The sequence below is a fragment of the Bradyrhizobium sp. USDA 4011 genome (assembly GCF_054063415.1).
In genome coordinates, this window is the sequence record NZ_JBSSGG010000001.1 from 1,584,456 (window position 1) to 1,602,655 (window position 18,200).

At 65.3% G+C, this 18,200-nt stretch carries 14 protein-coding genes; 10 read left to right on the forward strand and 4 right to left on the reverse strand.

Going from position 1 to position 18,200, the window contains the following annotated elements:
• Window positions 1–24 precede the first annotated feature (24 nt).
• Window positions 25–936, forward strand: coding sequence for an NAD(P)-dependent oxidoreductase (locus ACVW1C_RS07395; RefSeq protein ID WP_456757841.1), 912 nt, complete (start codon window positions 25–27; stop codon window positions 934–936).
• Window positions 937–1,168: 232 nt separating this feature from the next.
• On the opposite strand, the gene ACVW1C_RS07400 is transcribed toward ACVW1C_RS07395, so the two are convergent.
• Window positions 1,169–2,248: a tartrate dehydrogenase gene (locus ACVW1C_RS07400; RefSeq protein WP_456757842.1), complete on the reverse strand. Its 1,080-nt coding sequence runs from the start codon at window positions 2,246–2,248 to the stop codon at window positions 1,169–1,171.
• A gap of 169 nt (window positions 2,249–2,417) precedes the next feature.
• Here ACVW1C_RS07400 and ACVW1C_RS07405 point away from each other — a divergent pair, with 169 nt between their 5' ends.
• Complete coding sequence (locus ACVW1C_RS07405) at window positions 2,418–3,194, forward strand: SDR family oxidoreductase (protein ID WP_456757843.1); 777 nt, start codon at window positions 2,418–2,420, stop codon at window positions 3,192–3,194.
• A 213-nt stretch (window positions 3,195–3,407) separates the two neighbouring features.
• Complete coding sequence (locus tag ACVW1C_RS07410) at window positions 3,408–4,829, forward strand: amidase (protein WP_456757844.1); 1,422 nt, start codon at window positions 3,408–3,410, stop codon at window positions 4,827–4,829.
• A 6-nt stretch (window positions 4,830–4,835) separates the two neighbouring features.
• Here ACVW1C_RS07410 and ACVW1C_RS07415 read toward each other — a convergent pair whose 3' ends face one another.
• The gene (locus tag ACVW1C_RS07415) at window positions 4,836–5,468 is read right to left on the reverse strand and encodes a TetR/AcrR family transcriptional regulator (RefSeq protein WP_092125037.1); all 633 of its coding nucleotides are present in this window, start codon (window positions 5,466–5,468) and stop codon (window positions 4,836–4,838) included.
• Window positions 5,469–5,643: 175 nt separating this feature from the next.
• Here ACVW1C_RS07415 and ACVW1C_RS07420 point away from each other — a divergent pair, with 175 nt between their 5' ends.
• The 5 genes from ACVW1C_RS07420 to ACVW1C_RS07440 all read left to right on the forward strand — a co-directional run bounded on the left by ACVW1C_RS07420 (window position 5,644) and on the right by ACVW1C_RS07440 (window position 10,613).
• Window positions 5,644–5,850, forward strand: a complete 207-nt coding sequence (locus ACVW1C_RS07420) for a ferredoxin (RefSeq protein WP_016842874.1) — start codon at window positions 5,644–5,646, stop codon at window positions 5,848–5,850.
• Between the two features lie 73 nt (window positions 5,851–5,923).
• Complete coding sequence (locus ACVW1C_RS07425; protein WP_456757845.1) at window positions 5,924–7,150, forward strand: cytochrome P450; 1,227 nt, start codon at window positions 5,924–5,926, stop codon at window positions 7,148–7,150.
• A gap of 85 nt (window positions 7,151–7,235) precedes the next feature.
• Window positions 7,236–8,558 carry an MFS transporter gene (locus tag ACVW1C_RS07430; protein ID WP_456757846.1) on the forward strand — a complete coding sequence of 441 codons (1,323 nt, stop codon included), beginning with the start codon at window positions 7,236–7,238 and terminating at the stop codon, window positions 8,556–8,558.
• Between the two features lie 13 nt (window positions 8,559–8,571).
• Entirely contained in the window at window positions 8,572–9,234 is a 663-nt protein-coding gene (locus ACVW1C_RS07435) for a sulfite oxidase-like oxidoreductase (protein ID WP_456757847.1), read from the forward strand.
• Window positions 9,235–9,392: 158 nt separating this feature from the next.
• The gene (locus ACVW1C_RS07440) at window positions 9,393–10,613 is read left to right on the forward strand and encodes a bifunctional alpha/beta hydrolase/OsmC family protein (protein ID WP_456757848.1); all 1,221 of its coding nucleotides are present in this window, start codon (window positions 9,393–9,395) and stop codon (window positions 10,611–10,613) included.
• Between the two features lie 209 nt (window positions 10,614–10,822).
• Here ACVW1C_RS07440 and pdxR read toward each other — a convergent pair whose 3' ends face one another.
• Window positions 10,823–12,280 (reverse strand): MocR-like pyridoxine biosynthesis transcription factor PdxR, encoded by a 1,458-nt coding sequence (gene pdxR / locus ACVW1C_RS07445; protein ID WP_456757849.1) that lies wholly within the window; start codon window positions 12,278–12,280, stop codon window positions 10,823–10,825.
• 81 nt (window positions 12,281–12,361) lie between these two features.
• On the opposite strand from pdxR, the gene ACVW1C_RS07450 reads away from it, so the two are divergent.
• Window positions 12,362–13,270: a DMT family transporter gene (locus tag ACVW1C_RS07450; protein WP_456757850.1), complete on the forward strand. Its 909-nt coding sequence runs from the start codon at window positions 12,362–12,364 to the stop codon at window positions 13,268–13,270.
• 165 nt (window positions 13,271–13,435) lie between these two features.
• Window positions 13,436–16,765 carry an adenylate/guanylate cyclase domain-containing protein gene (locus ACVW1C_RS07455; protein WP_456757851.1) on the forward strand — a complete coding sequence of 1,110 codons (3,330 nt, stop codon included), beginning with the start codon at window positions 13,436–13,438 and terminating at the stop codon, window positions 16,763–16,765.
• Between the two features lie 258 nt (window positions 16,766–17,023).
• Here the strand turns inward: ACVW1C_RS07455 and ACVW1C_RS07460 are convergent, their stop codons facing one another.
• Window positions 17,024–18,079, reverse strand: a complete 1,056-nt coding sequence (locus ACVW1C_RS07460) for a YeeE/YedE family protein (RefSeq protein WP_456757852.1) — start codon at window positions 18,077–18,079, stop codon at window positions 17,024–17,026.
• Window positions 18,080–18,200: the final 121 nt, after the last annotated feature.

Genomic DNA, 18,200 nt, shown 5'->3' on the forward strand with positions numbered 1-18,200 from the left:
TCTTCTCATCGGATGGAGGCTTTCGTGCGCGCAGTGTTTGTCGACGCCAATGAATCGCTCGCTGTCATCACCGAGCGATTGGAAAAGTCAGGCGATCCCCGGATGCGGATCAACCGCAACCCCGACATCAAGCCGGAGGATTATCCTGCAGTGCTCGACGGCGCCGAGATCGCGGTCGTCGATCACACCGCGTTGCCGACCGACGTCGCAAGGAAATGCGCCGGCCTGAAGCATGTCGTGTTCCTCGGCACCGGCGCGCGCAGCTACATGAATCCGGAAGAGCTCGCCGAGCTCGGCATCTCCGTGCATCTGATCAAGGGCTATGGCGACACCGCGGTCGCGGAGTCCGCGATCGCGCTGATGTGGTCGTCGGCGCGGGTGATCGCGCAGATGGACCGCGAGATGCGCGCCGGCAACTGGCTGCGCGAGGACGGCATGCAGCTCACCGGCAAGACCCTTGGCCTGGTCGGCTTCGGCGGCATCGCCGCCGAGGTCGCCCGCATCGCGCTCGGCAGCGGCATGAAGGTGATCGCCTGGAACCGGTCGCCCAAGAGCCATCCGGGCGTCGAATTCACCGAGCTCGACACCGTGCTGGCGACAAGCGACGTGGTCTCGATCCATCTGCTATTGAACGACGAGACCCGCGGCCTCATCACGCGCGACAAGATCGCCAAGATGAAGAAGGGCGTGGTGCTGATCAACACCGCCCGCGGCGCGATCGTCGATGAACAGGCGATGATCGATGCGCTCAACTCCGGCCACATCCGCCACGCCGGCCTCGACGTCTACAACATCGAGCCGCTGCCCAAGGATCATCCGCTGACGAAAATCCCGAACGTGACGCTGTCGGCGCACTCGGCGTTCCGCACGCCCGAAGCGAGCGAGAACCTGATCCACGCGGCATGGGAGCATTGCCGGCGGATCGTGAAGGGGTAATCTCACCGTCGTCCCGGCCCAGCCAACGGGTCGGCGCAAAGCGCCGCCCGATGACAGGCTCCGCGCGGCCGGGCCCCATAATCACCGCTCCACATTGTCACGAAGGCTGGGGCCACAGCGAGCCCCAACAACAAGACCCTGTGGTTAGGGGTCCCTGCTTTCGCAGGGACGACAGCACGGGGTTAGGCGACGAGGCACCATCTCCCACAAAGGAAGAGGGTGACAGCGCAGCCTAATCCACCATCTCCGCCACGGCCTTGCCGCAGGCCGTCGTATCGGCATTGCCGCCGAGGTCGCGGGTGCGCAGCGTGCGTTCGCCGAGCGTGCGCTCGATCGCGCCAACGATGGCGGCTGCCGCCTGCTTCTCGCCGAGATGCTCCAGCATCATCGCACCCGACCAGATCATGCCGATCGGATTGGCGATGCCCTGCCCCGCGATGTCGGGCGCCGAGCCGTGCACCGGCTCGAACACCGAGGGGAAATCGCCTTCCGGATTAATGTTGCCCGACGGCGCGATGCCGATCGTGCCGGTGCAGGCCGGGCCGAGGTCCGAGAGGATATCCCCGAACAGATTGGAGCCGACCACGACGTCGAACCAGTCCGGATGCAGCACGAAGTTCGCGGTGAGAATGTCGATGTGGTACTTGTCCCACTTCACTTTCGGGTAGTTCTTGGCCATCGCCTCCACGCGCTCGTCCCAATAGGGCATGGTGATGGAGATGCCGTTCGACTTGGTCGCCGAAGTCAGATGCTTTTTCGGCCGCGACTGCGCGAGATCAAATGCGAATTTCAGGATGCGGTCGACGCCAATACGGGTCATCACGGTCTGCTGCGTGACGAATTCGCGGTCGGTGTCCGGGAACATACGGCCGCCGACCGAGGAGTATTCACCCTCGGTGTTCTCGCGCACCACCCAGAAATCGATGTCGCCGGGCTTGCGGCCTGCAAGCGGTGACGGCACCCCGGGCATCAGCCGCACCGGGCGCAGATTGACGTACTGGTCGAACTCGCGGCGGAACTTGATCAGCGAACCCCACAGCGAAACGTGATCCGGGATCTTGGCCGGCCAGCCGACGGCGCCGAAATAGATCGCGTCATGCTTGCCGATCTGGTCCTTCCAGTCGGCCGGCATCATCTCGCCGTGCTTCTCGTAATAGTCGTAGGAGGCGAAGTCGAAATGGTCGAACTTCACGTCGACGCCGTGCTTCTTCGCCGCCGCCTCGATGACGCGCAGGCCCTCCGGCATCACTTCCTTGCCGATGCCGTCACCGGGAATGACCGCAATCCGATACTGCTTTTTTGCGCTGCTCATCGAGAACACCCTTGTGATTTGCCCGGCCGGCAATGCCGCCTATCCTGATGGTCCTGCAATGGACCAAACTTCGCGCCAGCGCAACGCTGCAGTGCAGTGTTGACCGCGGAGCGACCCTGCCCCACCAATTTCGCGGACATTCGTTCCTCATACCAAAGCGAGACATCCCATGGATCTGCATCTGCGCGGCAAGCGTGTCCTGATCACCGGCGCCTCCAAGGGCATTGGCGCGGCCGCCGCCGAAGCCTTTGCCGAGGAAGGCGCCAATCTGCTGCTCGCCGCCCGCAACGGCGAGCAATTGAAGGCGCTGGCCGAGCGGCTGCGCTCCGCGCACCAGATCGACGCCGCGACCAGCGTCGTGGACTTGCGCAAATCCGAGGATCTCGCGCGGCTGGCCAGGGAGGCCGCCGACATCGATATCCTCGTCAACAATGCCGGCGACATCCCGGGAGGCTCGATCGACAAGATCGACGAGGCGACCTGGCGGCATGCCTGGGAGCTCAAGGTGTTCGGCTACATCAACCTGACGCGCGCGGTCTATGCCCAGATGAAGGCGCGCGGCGGCGGCGTGATCGTCAACGACATCGGCGCGGCCGGCGAGAAGTTCGATGCCAACTACATCTGCGGCAGCGCCGGCAATGCGGCGCTGATGTCGTTCACCCGCGCGCTCGGCGGCAAGAGCCTCGCCGACAACATCCGCGTCGTCGGCATCAACCCCGGCCCGGTCGGCACCGACCGCCACGTCACGCTGCTCAAGACCCGCGCCAGGAACCAGTTCGGCGACGAGAGCCGCTACACGGAATTCCAGAAGGGCCTGCCGCTCGGCCGCCCCGCGCATGCGCGCGAGATCGGCGACCTGATGGCGTTCCTGGCCTCCGATCGCGCAGGCTATACGTCGGGCGTGATCTACACGGTCGATGGCGGGCTGACGTCGGGGTGGGGTTAGGCGCTCGCTCTCTCCTCCGTCATCCTGAGGAGCCGCAAAGCGGCGCATCGAAGGATCGACGGCCCTGCTGCTGGCCGTTCTTCCTTCGAGGCTCGCTTCGCTCCTCAGGATGACGGGGAGAGAGAACCGTTCGCAATCTCTGCGGTTTCCACTTTCCGGGAAAATGTTCTACAGCAGCAAGCACAGAAGACTTGCAACAACGGAGACAAGCAAGTGGCAGATCAGGGGCTGATCCGGGAAACCGCATGTGCCGTCGTCGAGAAACTGAAAGCCGGCGACGTCACGCCGCTCGACCTGCTCGATGTGCTGGAAAAGCGCATCGCCGAGATCGACGGCAAGGTCAACGCGCTGCCGACGCTCTGCTTCGACCGCGCCCGCACGCACGCCAGGGCGCTGATGCAGAAGCCGGCCAGCGAGCGCGGCCTGCTCGCGGGTCTTCCGGTCCCGATCAAGGACCTCACCGCCGTCTCCGGCGTGCTGACCACGCTGGGCTCGCCGATCTTCAAGGACAACGTTCCCGCGAAGTCGGACATCCTGGTCGAGCGCCTCGAACAGAACGGCGGCGTGATCTACGCCAAGTCGAACACCCCGGAATTCGGCGCCGGCGCCAACACCTTCAACGAGGTGTTCGGTCCGACCCGCAATCCCTGGGACACGTCGCGCTCGGCCGCCGGCTCGTCCGGCGGCGCGGCGGCGGCGCTGGCCAGCGGCACCGCGTGGCTCGCCCACGGCTCCGACATGGGCGGCAGCCTGCGCAACCCGGCGAGCTTCTGCGGCGTCGTCGGCCTACGGCCGTCGATCGGCCGCGTCGCGCAGACGCCGAAATTCGGCGTCGACCGCACGCTCGGCGTGCAGGGGCCGATGGCGCGCAATATCGAGGACCTCGCGCTGCTGCTCGACGCGATGAGCGGCGAGCACGCCGCCGATCCGTTGTCCTTGCCCGTGCTGCCGACATCGTTCCTCTCAGCGGCGCGGTCGGGCAGCAAGCCGAAGCGCATCGCCTATTCGCCCGATCTCGGCATCACGCCGGTCGATCCCGAAGTGAGGGCCGTCACCCGCAAGGCGGCGGAGCGTTTCGCGGAGGCCGGCGCGATCGTCGAGGAGGCGCATCCTGACTTCCGCGACGCCCATGAATGCTTCCACGTGCTGCGCGCATTCGATTTCGCGATCAGCAAGGCCGAACTGCTGCGCACCAAGCGCGACCTGCTCAAGCCCGAGGTGATCTGGAACATCGAGGAAGGGCTGAAGCTCACGGTCGAAAAGCTCGAGCGCGCCGAGGCGCAGCGCGTCGCGATGACCGCGCGTGCGCTCGAATTCTTTGAGAGATACGATTTGCTGCTGGCGCCCGCGACCATCGTGCCGCCATTCCCGGTCGAGAATCGCTATGTCGCCGAATGCGACGGCAAGAAGTTCGACAATTACGTCGAATGGCTCGGCATCGTCTATGCGATCACGCTGGCCTGCTGCCCGGCACTGTCGCTGCCCTGCGGCTTCACCGCGTCGGGCCTGCCGGTCGGTCTGCAGATGATCGCCAAGCCGCGCGCCGAGGCGCAGCTTCTCGCCGGCGCGAAAGTGCTGGAGGACATTCTGGGCGTGCGTGGCACGACCCCGATCGACCCGCGGCCGCCGAGGTAGAACGTCCTACGCCTTTTCTTCCGTCGCATGCAGCGCGACGGTGAGTGCGAGCTTAGTCTGCTCGACGATCTCGTCCATCAGTTCCTCGCGGCTGATCTGGCCGACCTCGCCGGTGAGCAGGCCCTGTTCGGCGAGCATCACGATGCCGTGCAGCCCGGCCCAGATCTTCAGCGCCTGCCGTTCGCGCAACAGCCCGACGGCCGGCGCCTCGAACGACTCGATCAGCAGCGCCAGCGTTTCCATCGCCGCGACGTGCAGTTCGCTGCCGACAGGCGCGCAGGCCATGGTTCTGGACGCGAACATCAACCGGTAGATGCCGTGCCGCTCGAGCCCGAAGGCCAGCGCAGCCTGCGCGAAGCGCGACAGTTTCGAGCCCTTGCCGGGCTGCTCGATCGCCTCGCGCATGATCACGTTGAACTGCCGGAACGCTTCCGCGGTCACCGCCTCCAGCAACGCCTCGCGGTCGGCGAAATGCCGATACGGCGCCGGCTGCGAGACGCCGAGCTGCCTGGCCAGCGCCTTGATGCTGATCGCTTCGGGGCCACCGAGTTCGACCTCGCGCAACGCGGCCTGAATCAGGGCTTCGCGGAGGTCGCCATGGTGGTAGGTTTTCAACGGCTTACGAACGATTTGTCCCATTGCGGCAATGATCGCTGAATTTTCGCTTGACGCGCAAGCACGACGATAATGTAATATACTATAACTTGGCGGTCCGGTTAAGAGGCCGGCCGCCCAAGCAAGCTGAAACTTGCATAAACTAAAATGAGGAACCCGGCGCGCCCACTGTGCGCCAGAGCCGAGGGAGAGTGCTTGCATGTCCAAGCTCAGAATCCGCGTCGACCAGGACAAGTGCCAGGGTCACGCCCGCTGCAAATCGCTCGCCCCCGAACTGTTCGAGCTCGACGAATACGGCAACGCCCATGAAGTTGGCGACGGGACCGTTCCGGCCGGGCTCGAGGACAAGGCCTGGCTCGCGCAAACCAACTGCCCGGAAATCGCGATCGAAGTCACCGAGGAATAGCGGCCAACAGGGACGGCCGCGCGCCGCCCGCTGCGCCGACCTGCGTTTGATCGAACGAGAAGGAAACGAGCCGATGTCCGATTCCCCGTCCGCAAGCTATCTGCCTGAACATCCACCGGTCACCGACTGGGTCCATGATTTCGACCACACCGATCCAGCCTGGACCGACGACCCGTTCCCGATCTGGGAGACGCTGCGCACCGCCTCACCGGTCGTGCATACCGAGCGCTTCCTCGGCTGCTACATGCCGACCACCTATCAGGCGGTGAAGGAGATCGCCTACGACACCGAGCACTTCTCCTCGCGCCGCGTCATCGTGCGCGACGTCCGCCCCGAGATCACGGCCCGTGCGCCGCCGATCACCTCCGATCCGCCGGAGCACAAGCCCGCCAAGCAGGTGCTGCTGCCGCCCTTCACGCCGGACGCGATGAAGCGGCTGGAGCCGCGGGTGCGCGCGATCTGCAACGAGCTGATCGACGAATTCATCGCCGACGGCCGTTGCGACGCCGCGGCGCGCTATACCAAGCACATCCCCGTGCGCGCCATCGCGCACATGCTGGGAATTCCCGAGAAGGACGGCGACCTCTTCATCAAGTGGATCCACCAGATCCTCGAGCTCGGCATCAAGGACGAGAACGAACTGATGAGCGGCGTGCGCGAGATGACCGGCTACTTCATGGCCCATCTCGAGCAGCGCAAGCTTGAGCCGGGCGACGATCTGATCTCGCAGCTGCTGCGGGCCAAGGGCCCCGGCGGCCAGCCGCTGACCGACGAGCACGTGCTCGGCTCGCTGCGGCTGCTCCTGATCGCCGGCATCGACACCACCTGGAGCGCGCTCGGCTCCTCGCTCTGGCACCTCGCCAAAACGCCCGCCGATCGCGAACGCCTGGTCGCGGAGCCGGCGCTGATCCCGACCGCGATCGAGGAATTCCTGCGCGCCTATTCGCCGGTGACGATGGCGCGCGAGGTGATGAAGGAGACCACGATCTCCGGCTGCCCGGTCAAGGCGGGCAACATGGTGCTGCTGTCCTTTCCCGCGGCCAACCGTGACCCCGCCATGTTCCCCGATGCGGACAAGGTCGTGATCGACCGCAAGGAGAACCGCCACGCCGCGTTCGGCCTCGGCATCCACCGCTGCGTCGGCTCCAACCTGGCGCGGATGGAGATGCAGGTGGCGATCGAGGAATGGCTGAAGCGGATTCCGGATTTCCGCCTCGACCCGGCCGGCAAGGTCACCTGGTCGGAAGGCACGGTGCGCGGCCCGCGTCAACTGCCCGTTCTGTTCGGCAAGAACGCCTAAAGCAACGGGACAGCAGTTACACCGCACCACGCAAATGAGATAGGTTGCCCCGGAATCGCGCCAGAGAATCCGGGGAGGCCTGCCAATGTCCGAACAAACCGCTCGATCCGCGAGCGACCATCTGGACATCCATGACGTCGAGCGGCGGGTCAAGGCGATCTTGATCGGCTCGGTCGGCAATCTCGTCGAGTGGTACGATTTCTACGCCTATACCGCGTTCGCGCTGTATTTCGCGCCGGCGTTCTTCCCGAACAGCGATCCGGTGGTGCAGCAGCTCAATGCCGCGGTGCTGTTTGCCGCGACCTTCCTGATGCGCCCGCTCGGCGGCTGGCTGTTCGGCTACATCGCCGACCGCTATGGCCGACGGCTGTCGCTGACGCTGTCGGTGGTCTGTATGTGCTTCGGCTCGCTGATCATCGCGGTGACGCCGACCTATGCCACCATCGGCATAGCCGCACCGGCGATCCTGGCACTCGCCCGCATCATCGAGGGTCTCAGCCTCGGCGGCGAGTATGGCGCCAGTGCCACCTATCTCAGCGAGGTCGCCGATCCCAAGCATCGCGGCTTCTATTCGAGCTTCCAGTACGTGACGCTGATCGGCGGCCAGCTCACCGCGATCATCGTGCTGCTGTTGCTGCAAAAGGTGTTCCTGACCGCGGACGAGCTGAAGGCCTGGGGCTGGCGGATTCCGTTCGTGATCGGCGCCATGCTCGCGATCTTCGCGGCGGTGATGCGGCGCGGCCTGCACGAGACCGAGGCGTTCGAGGAGGCCAAGAAGGTCTCCAAGCCGACCGGCTCGATCGTCGGCCTGTTGAACTATCCGCGCGAATTGCTGCTGGTGGTTGGTCTCACCGCCGGCGGCACCGCGGCGTTCTACACCTTCACCACCTACATGCAGACCTTCGTGAAGCTGTCGGTCGGCCTCACCGAGGACCAGACCACCTTCGTGATCTTCGGCTCGCTGATCTTCGCGACCTTCCTGCAGCCGATCTATGGCGCGCTGTCCGACCGTATCGGCCGCAAGCCGCTTTTGATCTTCTTCGGCGTCGTCGGCACGCTGGCGACGATCCCGATCCTGACCGCGCTGAAGGAGACCAAATCGCCCTTCATCGCCTTCCTCCTGATCTGCGGCGCCTGGATCTTCGTCGCCGGCTACACCTCGATCAATGCGATCGTGAAGGCCGAGCTGTTCCCGACCAATGTCCGTGCGCTCGGCGTCGGCCTGCCCTACGCCATCACGGTGTCGGTCTTCGGCGGCACCGCGCCTGCGGTCGCGCTCTATTTCAAGAGCATCGGGCATGAGGACTGGTTCTACTATTATCTTAGTGGCATGATCTTCCTGTCGCTCCTGATTTATTCGACCATGCGCGACACCAAGCACGACTCCGCGATGCATCGCCACGAATGATGGCACAACGCCGATGACCGACGACGCCGAGCCACCCGAGAGCAAGCTGACGCGCAGCAAGCAGCGCTGGGCGCGTGAGGGTAAATTCCTCACCGGCAAGATCACCCGGCCGGAAGAGCAGCGCCTGCCGCCGGGCCAGCATCTGACGGCGGACTGGCCGGTGCTCGATCTCGGGCTGATGCCGAACGTGACGCGGGAGCGCTGGCGGCTCGACGTCCACGGCGCGGTCGAGCAGACGATCTACTGGACCTTCACGCAATTCATGGCGCAGCCGCAGACCCGATTCGTCTCCGACATCCACTGCGTCACCACCTGGTCGCGCTACGACAATCAGTGGGAGGGGCTTGCGACCCGCGACCTGCTCGCCGCCTGCCAGCCGCGCGAGGACGCGCGGTTTGTCGCGCTGCATTCGTATGACGGCTATACGACAAACCTGGCGCTCGAGGATTTTGCCGCCGAGGACGCGCTGCTCGCCCATAGCTGGTCGGGCAAGCCGCTGGAGCCGGAGCATGGCGGCCCGGTGCGGCTGGTGGTGCCGCATCTGTATTTCTGGAAAAGCGCGAAGTGGCTGCAGCGCATCGAATTTTTACCTGCGGATGCGCCCGGCTTCTGGGAGGTGCGCGGCTATCACAATCGCGGTGATCCCTGGGCCGAACAGCGCTATTCTGGCGACTGACTTTCCTCACCTCTCCGATGGGGAGAGGTCGGCGCGAAGCGCAGGGTGAGGGGTCGCGCTCCCTAGATGAAGCGTTACCCCTCACCCGAATTTCTCGCTACGCTCGAAATTCGACCTCTCCCCATGGGAGAGGTGAAGAATGATCCCGGGAGCCGAAGATGCCGCATGAACGCTTTCAATTCACCGGTGTGGGCGGCCATCAGCTTGCCGCCGCGCTTGATACGCCGGACGGCCCGATCAAGGCCTATGCGCTGTTCGCGCACTGCTTCACCTGCGGCAAGGACGTGCTGGCGGCCAAGCGCATCGCGGTCGCGCTCGCCGCCAAAGGCATCGCCACGCTGCGGTTCGACTTCACCGGCCTCGGCTCCAGCGAGGGCGATTTCGCCAATTCGACGTTCTCGTCGAATGTCGCCGATCTCGTCCGCGCCGCCGACCATTTGCGCGAGACGCGCAAGGCGCCGGCGATCCTGATCGGCCATAGCCTCGGCGGCGCCGCGATCCTCGCGGCCGCAGGCCAGATTCCCGAGGCGAAGGCGGTCGTCACCATCGCCGCGCCGTCCGATCCCGTCCATGTCACGCACTTCTTCCGGGACAGGATCGAGGACATCCGCGCGCAGGGTGAAGGCGAAGTTTCGCTCGCCGGCCGCCCGTTCCGCATCAAGCGCGAATTCCTCGACGACGTCGCCGAGCAGAATCTGATGGCGCAGGTGACCAGGCTGCACAAGGCGCTGCTGGTCATGCACTCGCCGACCGACGACACCGTCGGCATCGACAACGCCACACACATCTTCATCGCGGCCAAACACCCGAAGAGCTTCGTCTCGCTTGCCGGCGCGGATCACCTCCTGAGCGGCAAGCAGGATGCCGCCTATGTCGCCGACGTGATCGGCGCCTGGGCCGAGCGCTACATCGACCTCGCGCCGCAGCCGGCAGCCGACACCGGCAGCGCGCCGCGCAACGTCGTGGTGCAGGAGACTCGCGCCAGCAAATTCCAGCAGACCGTCACGACGGGTCCGCATCGGATGCTGGCCGACGAGCCGGTTGCCGTCGGCGGCCAGGATTCCGGCCCCGGGCCTTACGACTTCCTGCTCACCGGTCTCGGCGCCTGCACCTCGATGACGATGCGAATGTATGCCGACCGCAAGTCGCTGCCGGTCGATCGCATCACCGTAACACTCCGGCACAACAAGATTTATGCCAAGGATTGCGAGGAGTGCGAGACGCGCGACGGCATGCTCGACCAGATCGACCGCGTGATCAGGATCGAGGGCGACCTCGACGCCGATCAGCGCAAGCGGCTGATGGAGATCGCCGACAAGTGCCCGGTGCACAAGACGCTGACGTCGGAGGTCCGGATCGTCACCAAGGCGGCGGATTGAGCCCTCGACGCAGCGAGACGGGCCGAGCCGTGGCAGCATGGCGGCTGCGTCCCCCTCCCGCTTGCGGGCCGTCGCAGGGGCGCGCTGAAAAATATCGAAAACAACCCCATGCAAAGGTGCCGGCGGCCCCGGCGTTCGACAAGGCGACTTGACACGTCGGGCAACTCAGAGATATTCTTCTATTATTCCGAAATCACGCCAACGTCCCTCTAGCCACGCGCCGGCCGCTTCCTCGTCAGGCAGTTCGCCATGATGCGCACCGCGGCGCCGATCTCGTTCTCGCGCCACGCGGCGAAGCCGAGCAACAGGCCGTGGTCGTGCGGCCGCTCCAGCGCAAGGCTCGACAGTGCGCGCACCTCGACCCCGGCTGCGACCAGGCGCGTCACGGCGCTCTGGTCCGCGGCGCCATCCCTGAAGCGGGCGATCAGTTGCATCCCGCCCGGCGGGACTTCGGCCGTGAGCACCGGCTCGAGGTGTCGCGCCAGCGCCGCCGCGAGGTGGTCGCGGCGCGCGCGATAAATCCGCCGCATCCGTCGGACATGCGCCAGGAAATGCCCGTCGGCCATGAAGCCGGCTAGCGCCTCCTGGACGTGCACGGAGGCGATCAGCCCGAGATGGCGCTGCGCGATCTCCATCGTCCGTGCCAATGACGGCGGCACCACCAGATAGCCGATGCGGATATCGGCGGTCATCGCCTTCGCGAAGGTGCCGAGATAGAGCACGCGTCCCTCGCGATCGAGCCCTTGCAGCGCTGGCATCGGGCGGCTGTCATAGTGAAACTCGCCGTCGTAATCGTCCTCGACGATCCAGGTCTTGCCGGGCTCGGCCGCCGCCAACAATTCGGTGCGGCGCGCAACCGGCATCACCCGCCCGGTCGGATGCTGATGCGAGGGCGTCGTGAAGATGAGCTTCGGCGCGCGCGCTTCGCGCGTCCGCATCATGCCCCATTGATCGAGCCTGACCCCGACGACGTCGGCGCCGGCCGCGCGAAACGCCGCCGCGGCGCCGGGATAGCCGGGATCCTCGGTCCACACCGCATCACCAGCCACGATGGTGGTCGCGGCGATCAGCGTCAGCGCCGCCTGCGCCGTCGGCAGGATCAGGATCTGATCGGCCTCGGCGCGCACGCCGCGGCTGATTTCGAGGTAGTCGCGCAAAGCCTCGCGCAGGCTTGGCCGGTTGATCACGGTCTGGTCGTTGAAGCGGCGGCGCAACGCGCTGCGGCGCAGGCAGCGCGCCCAGATCTCGTGCGGAAACTCGCGCGCATCCGCAAGCCCGGGACGCAGCGGCCGGAAGTCGGCCTGGTAGGACAGCGGCCAATCCGTGTCGGAGAGCTGCAAGGCCCAGGGCGACAGCTGCGGCTTGCGGGCGGTATCGCGCCGCGGGGCCGGCACCGCCCTGGCGAAGCGCGCCTCGATATCGTCTGACACCACCGGCCGCCGCCGCGCGGCAACGCGCAGATACCCCTCGGCTGCGAGCTGCTCGTAGGCATGCGTCACCGTGTTGCGCGACACGTCGAGCTCGGCCGCAAGCGTGCGGCTCGACGGCAGTACGGCCCCGCTCCTGATCCGGCCGCTCGCCATCAGCCCACGCAGCTGCTGCGTCAGCTGCGCGGTCAGCCCGGCATCATCGGCACGCTTCAGCGCGAGCAATTCGGCGAGGATCAATCTGGCTCCTTTTATCTGTCAAATCTGGCTCTTTCGAGAGAGCCAGCGCGATCCTATTCACAAGCGGTATCGCCTGCAAGGATGCCGCCCGTGAACTCATCGCTCTCCCCTGCCAAGGCCGCAGCCTTGTTCATCGTCGTGGTGCTGGCCTGGGGCATCAACTGGTCGGTGACGAAATCGCTGGTCGAGGCGGTGCCGCCGCTGTGGACCGCATCGATCCGCAGCTGGGTCGCCCTGGTCGCCCTGCTGGTGATCCTGCGCGCCAGCGGCAATTTGATCATTCCGCGGATCGCCGATGTCCCGGTCGTGCTCAGCGTCGCGCTCTTGCACATGACGTTCTTCTCGACCCTGGTCGCCGCCGGCCTGCGCTATCTGCCGGCCAGCAAGGGCGTCGTGCTCGGCTACACCACGCCGCTCTGGGTCGCGCTGGCCGCGGGCGCGGCGCGCACCGAACGGCTCGGCGCGCTCAAGCTCGTCGGCGTCGCGTTGGGACTCGCCGGGCTCTGCGTGATCCTCAACCCGGCATCGCTCGACTGGAGCAACCTGCATGTCATCGCCGGCGCCGGCATGATCATCATCGCCGCGATTTGCTGGGCCGCGAACATCATCTATATCCGCTCGCATCGCTGGATCGCGACACCGCTGCAGCTGTTGCTGTGGCAGGTGCTGGTTGCGACGCTGGTGCTGACCACGACGGCGCTGGTCACCGAGGGCGTGCCCACGGTGACATGGTCGCCGCACCTCGTGCTGCTGTTCCTCTATTCCGGCTTCATCGGCACGGCGCTGGCCTATTGGGCGATGTCGATGGTCAACAAGAGCCTGCCGGCGCTGACGACCTCGCTCGGCACCACCGCGACGCCGATCGTCGGCATCGTCACCGCAGCGCTGCTGCTCGGCGAGCCGATCGACCTCTCGCTGGCGATTGCCGCGGCGCTGATCGTCGGCGGGATTGCGCTGAGCTCGCTCGCGGATGCGCCGTCGCGCGCCTGAAGCGGAATGAGTTTTTGGTTGAAGCGGCTTGCGGCGGTTTCGTTTCACCTCTTCCCATCGGGGAGAGGTGAACCTTCGACGCCGTTTCGGGCAGGCCCCGATTAGACGCTTACAGGGTTGAAGCGGACGTCAGCCAGCCGACAATCTCCGCTGAGACCGTCGAAAATGACCCAAGGCGGACCTAAGGGTCGTTCCTTCGGCCGCTCGAAATCCCGCACCCAAAGTCTTGTACCCCAAGATCCTGTAGATGTGCCAATCTACCTTTGGGGAGCCGGGTGTGGGGGAATCAATGGCATGAGCGATCTGCGCGACTGGTTGCGTGAGCACAATCTGGAGCAATACGCCGAAGTTTTTGAGGCGAATGACATCGGCCTCGATATTCTCCCCGACCTCGATGACGATGATCTCGAGCAATTGGGTCTCTCATTAGGCAATCGCCGGAGGCTTTTGAAGGCGATCGCGGCGGGTAAGACCGCGGCAGACCCTATTGCCGGCCAGGGCGAGGCTCCTTCGCCTGGCAAAGCTGCGGCTGAGGCGTCCGGCTCGGGCGATGCCGAGCGGCGGCAGGTTTCGGTGATGTTCGCCGATATGGTTGGCTCTACGGCGCTCTCGGCGAAGCTCGATCCAGAGCTGCTCAGCGGCCTGATCCGGCGGTACCAAGACGCGGTGGCGGGTGCGATTGGACGTTACGGTGGTTTCGTCGCGAAGTTCATGGGAGATGGCGTATTGGCCTATTTCGGTTTTCCCCGGGCCTTTGAGGATGCGGCGGAACGCGCGGTCCGCTCGGCGATTGGAATTCTATCGGAAGTTAGCGCAATTGAATTGCCCGACGGGTCCCGCGTGCAGACGCGGATTGGCATCGCAACTGGCCTGGTCGTGGTCGGCGAAATCATCGGTACCGGCTCGGCTCAGGAGCGGACCATTGTCGGTGAAACGCCCAACCTCGCGGCAAGGCTGCAGGCCCTTGCGGATGCAGACTGCATCATTATCAGCGAGTCCACCCAAAAGTTGTTGGGCGGCCTTTTCGAACTCACCCATACCGGCGAGCACGAGCTCAAGGGCTTTTCCCGCCCAGTGCCAGCTTGGCGCGTGTGCGGCGAAGCCTCGGTCGAAAGCCGATTTGCTGCGATCCGCGCGAAACGCCTGCCGCTGGTCGGTCGAGCGCATGAAACGGGCCTGATGCGCGAACGCTGGCGTCTGGCGCAGCAGGGCGAAGGCCAGATCGTCACCGTGACCGGCGAAGCCGGAATCGGCAAATCGCGCGTGATCGAGGGGCTGCAGCAAGAGCTTGCGGCCGAAGCTCATGCGCGCATCAATCTGCAATGCTCTCCCTATCACAGCGACAGCGCACTCTACCCGGTGATCCAATATCTCAACCGCGCCGCCGACCTTGCGCCTGGCGATCCATCGGATTCGCGCACCGAGAAACTCCGCTCGCTTCTTGGCGCGCGGCACATCACCGATCCGGCTGCGCTGCCGCTGTTGGCCGAGCTGTTGTCGATCCCGTTGGCTGAGGCAGCTCCCGCCGCGGCGCCGGCGCAGCGCAAGGCCGCAACGCTGGCGCTGATCGTCGAGATCATGAAGCGGACCAGTGACAACGATCCGGTGCTGACTGTATTGGAAGACGCGCACTGGATCGATGCGACCACGATCGAACTGATGACGCGATTGGCCGACAGCATAGCCCGCTCGCGGTTCCTTGTCGTGGTGTCGGCGCGACCGGATTTCACGCCGCCATGGCTGTCAAGGCCACACGCCACGCTGATCACGCTCGGACGACTCGGCCGGCCCGAATGTATGCAGGTGGTCGCGAGCATCGCTGCGGCGCATGGACTGACGGCGGACACGATCGCCGCGATCATCGCCAAAACTGACGGCGTGCCGCTGTTCGTCGAAGAGCTGACGCGGAGCGTGATGGAATCGGCGGGCGAGGATTCGGTGCCTGCGACGCTGAAGGACTCGTTGATGGCCCGCCTCGACCGTCTCGGCGGGGCCCGCGAGGTGGCCCAAATTGCCGCGGTGATCGACCGGCAATTCACCTTTGCCTTGCTGGAAGCGGTAGCCGGCAAGGACAATGACGAACTGGAAGACATGCTGGCAAAGCTGGTTGCCGCGGGAATTGTCTTTCCTGAGGAGCGTGGCCTCGAGCGGAGCTTCAACTTCAAGCACGCGCTGGTGCGGGACGCCGCCTATGAAAGCCTGTTGCTGATGCGCCGGCGCGAATGGCACGGGCGCGTCGCTCTGGCGCTGGAGCAGCGTTTTGGCGACGTCGCCGCGAACGAGCCGGAGTTGCTGGCCTATCATTTCGGCGAGGCGGGACAGTTCTCTCCTGCTTGCGATTATCGCATGCGCGCCGGTAACCAATCCGTTAGCCGCTCGGCCTACGTGGAGGCGATCGCGCATTTCATGGCGGGCCTCAGGCTCGCCGAAACCATGTTGCCGCAAGACGGCCGGCGCCGGCAGTTGGAATTCTGGCTCAAGCTCGGCGCGGCATCGCTGGTCGCGCACGGCCTGCAAAGCGCCGAAGCCGAAGCAGCTTATGCCAGGGCCAGCGAGATCGGCGACCAGCTCGGCGACGGCTCAGCCTCCTTCCAGGCCAAATGGGGGCTCTGGATCAACGCCAACCTCAGGCGCAAGACCGCTCTTGCGCGCGACCGTGCGGGCGAACTGGTGTCGCTTGCGCAGCAGTCCGGCGATCGCGAGTTGTTGCTCGAAGCCTATCACTGCCAGTTTTCAACAGCCTATTTTCGCGGCGATGTCGGCGGCGCGCTGGACGGCTGCAGGCACGTCATCGCGCTTTACGACATGACGCAGCACCGTCATCTCGCACACGCCTTTGGTGGCCACGATCCCGCCGTCTGCGCCCATATTCAGTGCGGCAATTCATTGCGGCTATCTGGCGACGAACAACAGGCAAAGTCGCATTTCATGCAAGGTATTGCGCTGGCCGAATTGCTCGACCACCCGAACAGTCTCGCGCACGGGCTACACAACGTGGGCATCGGCTATCAGCTCGGGCGAGACCGCGACGCGACGTACGCAGCCGCGCATCGCGCGGCCACGCTGGCCGACAAATTCGGCCTACCGCCATGGCGCGCCAGCAGCTTGATCCTGGTCGGATGGGCGACCGCAACCGGTGCCGCCGCTGCGGATGCCGTACGGCTGATCGACGCCGAGATCGGCAAGGCCACGGCGGCCGGTCCGCTGCCCCAATATTATCTCGGCCTTGCAGCCGAGGTGCTGCTTGCCGCAGGTCGGCCGGCGGACGCGCTCGGTCATCTCGACCGCGCAATCGCAGGAGTCGACGAGGCTGGCGTCGGCATCTACATGCCGGAAATCTACCGCCTGCGTGGTGCGTGCTTGCTGGCGCTCGACCGCGGCAACAAGACAGAGGCACGATCGGCCTTCGCAACCGCCGCCGACATCGCTAGGCGCCAGGGAGCCCTCATGTTCGAGCGCCGCGCGCAGGCTTCTTTGTCCGAATTCGCGATATAGGGATTTTGTATAACCGCTATCGATTCGGCCCTGGGATGTCGGTTCATGGCCCATCGCGACATACTGCGCTGCCGCACGAACTTGGTCGCCATAGGAGCAAAGCGGACGTAGTCACCAGCCACATGACGCCGCCGGGTTTGTAGGCACACGGCCTCATCTCATCACGCTTTAGACCATGATCCGGAAACGCGTGAAGCAGTTTTCCGTCGCGACAATCGCGGAATGGCTTTGCGCGGAGATCGTGCTCAAACAAGATCTTCAAGCCGTTGCCAGCGGCCTGACCCGCAGCGCGCCGCGCAGGCCGGCGCCGGTGCCGAGCATGATGCCGGCGATTGCGATGAAGGACGACAGCGACAGCGTCGACAAGCCGGTGAGCCCCTGCCCGACCGAGCAGCCGAATGCCATCACGCCGCCCGCGCCCATCAGCGCGGCGCCGGCTGCCGAGCGCAGCATGTGCTGCGGCGACCGATAGCCTTCGAGCTGGAAGCGCCCGGTGGCGATCGCCGTGACCGCGCTGCCGGCAAACACGCCGAACACGGTGACGATGCCGAAATTGAGCGTCGAGCCGGTCGACAGCATCACATATTGCAGCGCGTCGGCGATCGGCGCGATGAAGGTGAGCGAGGTCACCGGCACCGGATTGAAATCATCGGCGCCGAGATAACCGGTCGCGTACCAGCCGGCCGCCACCAGCAGGCCGACGATCAGGCCGGCCGCGATCTGGCCCGGCGATTTCCGGAACGGCGCATGGGCGAAGGCGAAAATGATCAGGACGGCTGATAGCACCGAGGCCGCCACCATCCGCGCCGGCACCGCGCCGAGGCCGATGCTTGCCAACAGCGCAGGCGCCGAATTGGCTGATACCGTGGCCTGCGAGGCCTGCACCATTGCGATGCGCATGGGCGCGATCAGGCCCTTCAGCGTTATCTCGGCGACGATGCCGAGCACGATCACGACCACGAAGGAACGTAAGTTGCCGCGCCCGAGCAGCACCAGCGCCCGCGAGCCGCAGCCATTCGACAGCACCATGCCGTAGCCGAACAGCAGCCCGCCGAGGAACATCACCGGCGCCGAGAACAACGGTTGCAGATAGATCGACTTGCCGAGATCGACGAGACCGGCCCCTGCCAGCAGCTGCGAGGCCGCGATCGCGACCCCCATCGCCAGCGCGTAGGTGCGCACCAGCCGGCCATCGCCGTCCGCCCACCAGCCGCGCAGGCCGCTCATCATGCAGAAGCCGCTGACGAGCCCGACCGAGCCATAGATCAGGCCGATGACCAGGGCGGCGAGGATGACGATCGTGGCGGGGTCCATGACAATCCTTCAATTGCCTTCGTCATTGCGGGCGAAGCGAAAGGCGCGCAGATCGTGGCGGCCAGGCGGCCTCAGGCCATGACTAATCGACTGGCCGATCAATTCAAGGGGCTTGTTGCGG

Bases quoted from the DNA above. Each gene is read 5' to 3' on its own strand.
- ACVW1C_RS07400 (WP_456757842.1), bottom strand. From the start codon at position 2,248: ATGAGCAGCGCAAAAAAGCAGTATCGGATTGCGGTCATTCCCGGTGAC.
- ACVW1C_RS07405 (WP_456757843.1), top strand. From the start codon at position 2,418: ATGGATCTGCATCTGCGCGGCAAGCGTGTCCTGATCACCGGCGCCTCC.
- ACVW1C_RS07415 (WP_092125037.1), bottom strand. From the start codon at position 5,468: ATGGGACAAATCGTTCGTAAGCCGTTGAAAACCTACCACCATGGCGAC.
- ACVW1C_RS07420 (WP_016842874.1), top strand. From the start codon at position 5,644: ATGTCCAAGCTCAGAATCCGCGTCGACCAGGACAAGTGCCAGGGTCAC.
- ACVW1C_RS07425 (WP_456757845.1), top strand. From the start codon at position 5,924: ATGTCCGATTCCCCGTCCGCAAGCTATCTGCCTGAACATCCACCGGTC.
- ACVW1C_RS07430 (WP_456757846.1), top strand. From the start codon at position 7,236: ATGTCCGAACAAACCGCTCGATCCGCGAGCGACCATCTGGACATCCAT.
- ACVW1C_RS07435 (WP_456757847.1), top strand. From the start codon at position 8,572: ATGACCGACGACGCCGAGCCACCCGAGAGCAAGCTGACGCGCAGCAAG.
- ACVW1C_RS07440 (WP_456757848.1), top strand. From the start codon at position 9,393: ATGCCGCATGAACGCTTTCAATTCACCGGTGTGGGCGGCCATCAGCTT.
- ACVW1C_RS07450 (WP_456757850.1), top strand. From the start codon at position 12,362: ATGCCGCCCGTGAACTCATCGCTCTCCCCTGCCAAGGCCGCAGCCTTG.
- ACVW1C_RS07455 (WP_456757851.1), top strand. From the start codon at position 13,436: ATGACCCAAGGCGGACCTAAGGGTCGTTCCTTCGGCCGCTCGAAATCC.
- ACVW1C_RS07460 (WP_456757852.1), bottom strand. From the start codon at position 18,079: ATGGACCCCGCCACGATCGTCATCCTCGCCGCCCTGGTCATCGGCCTG.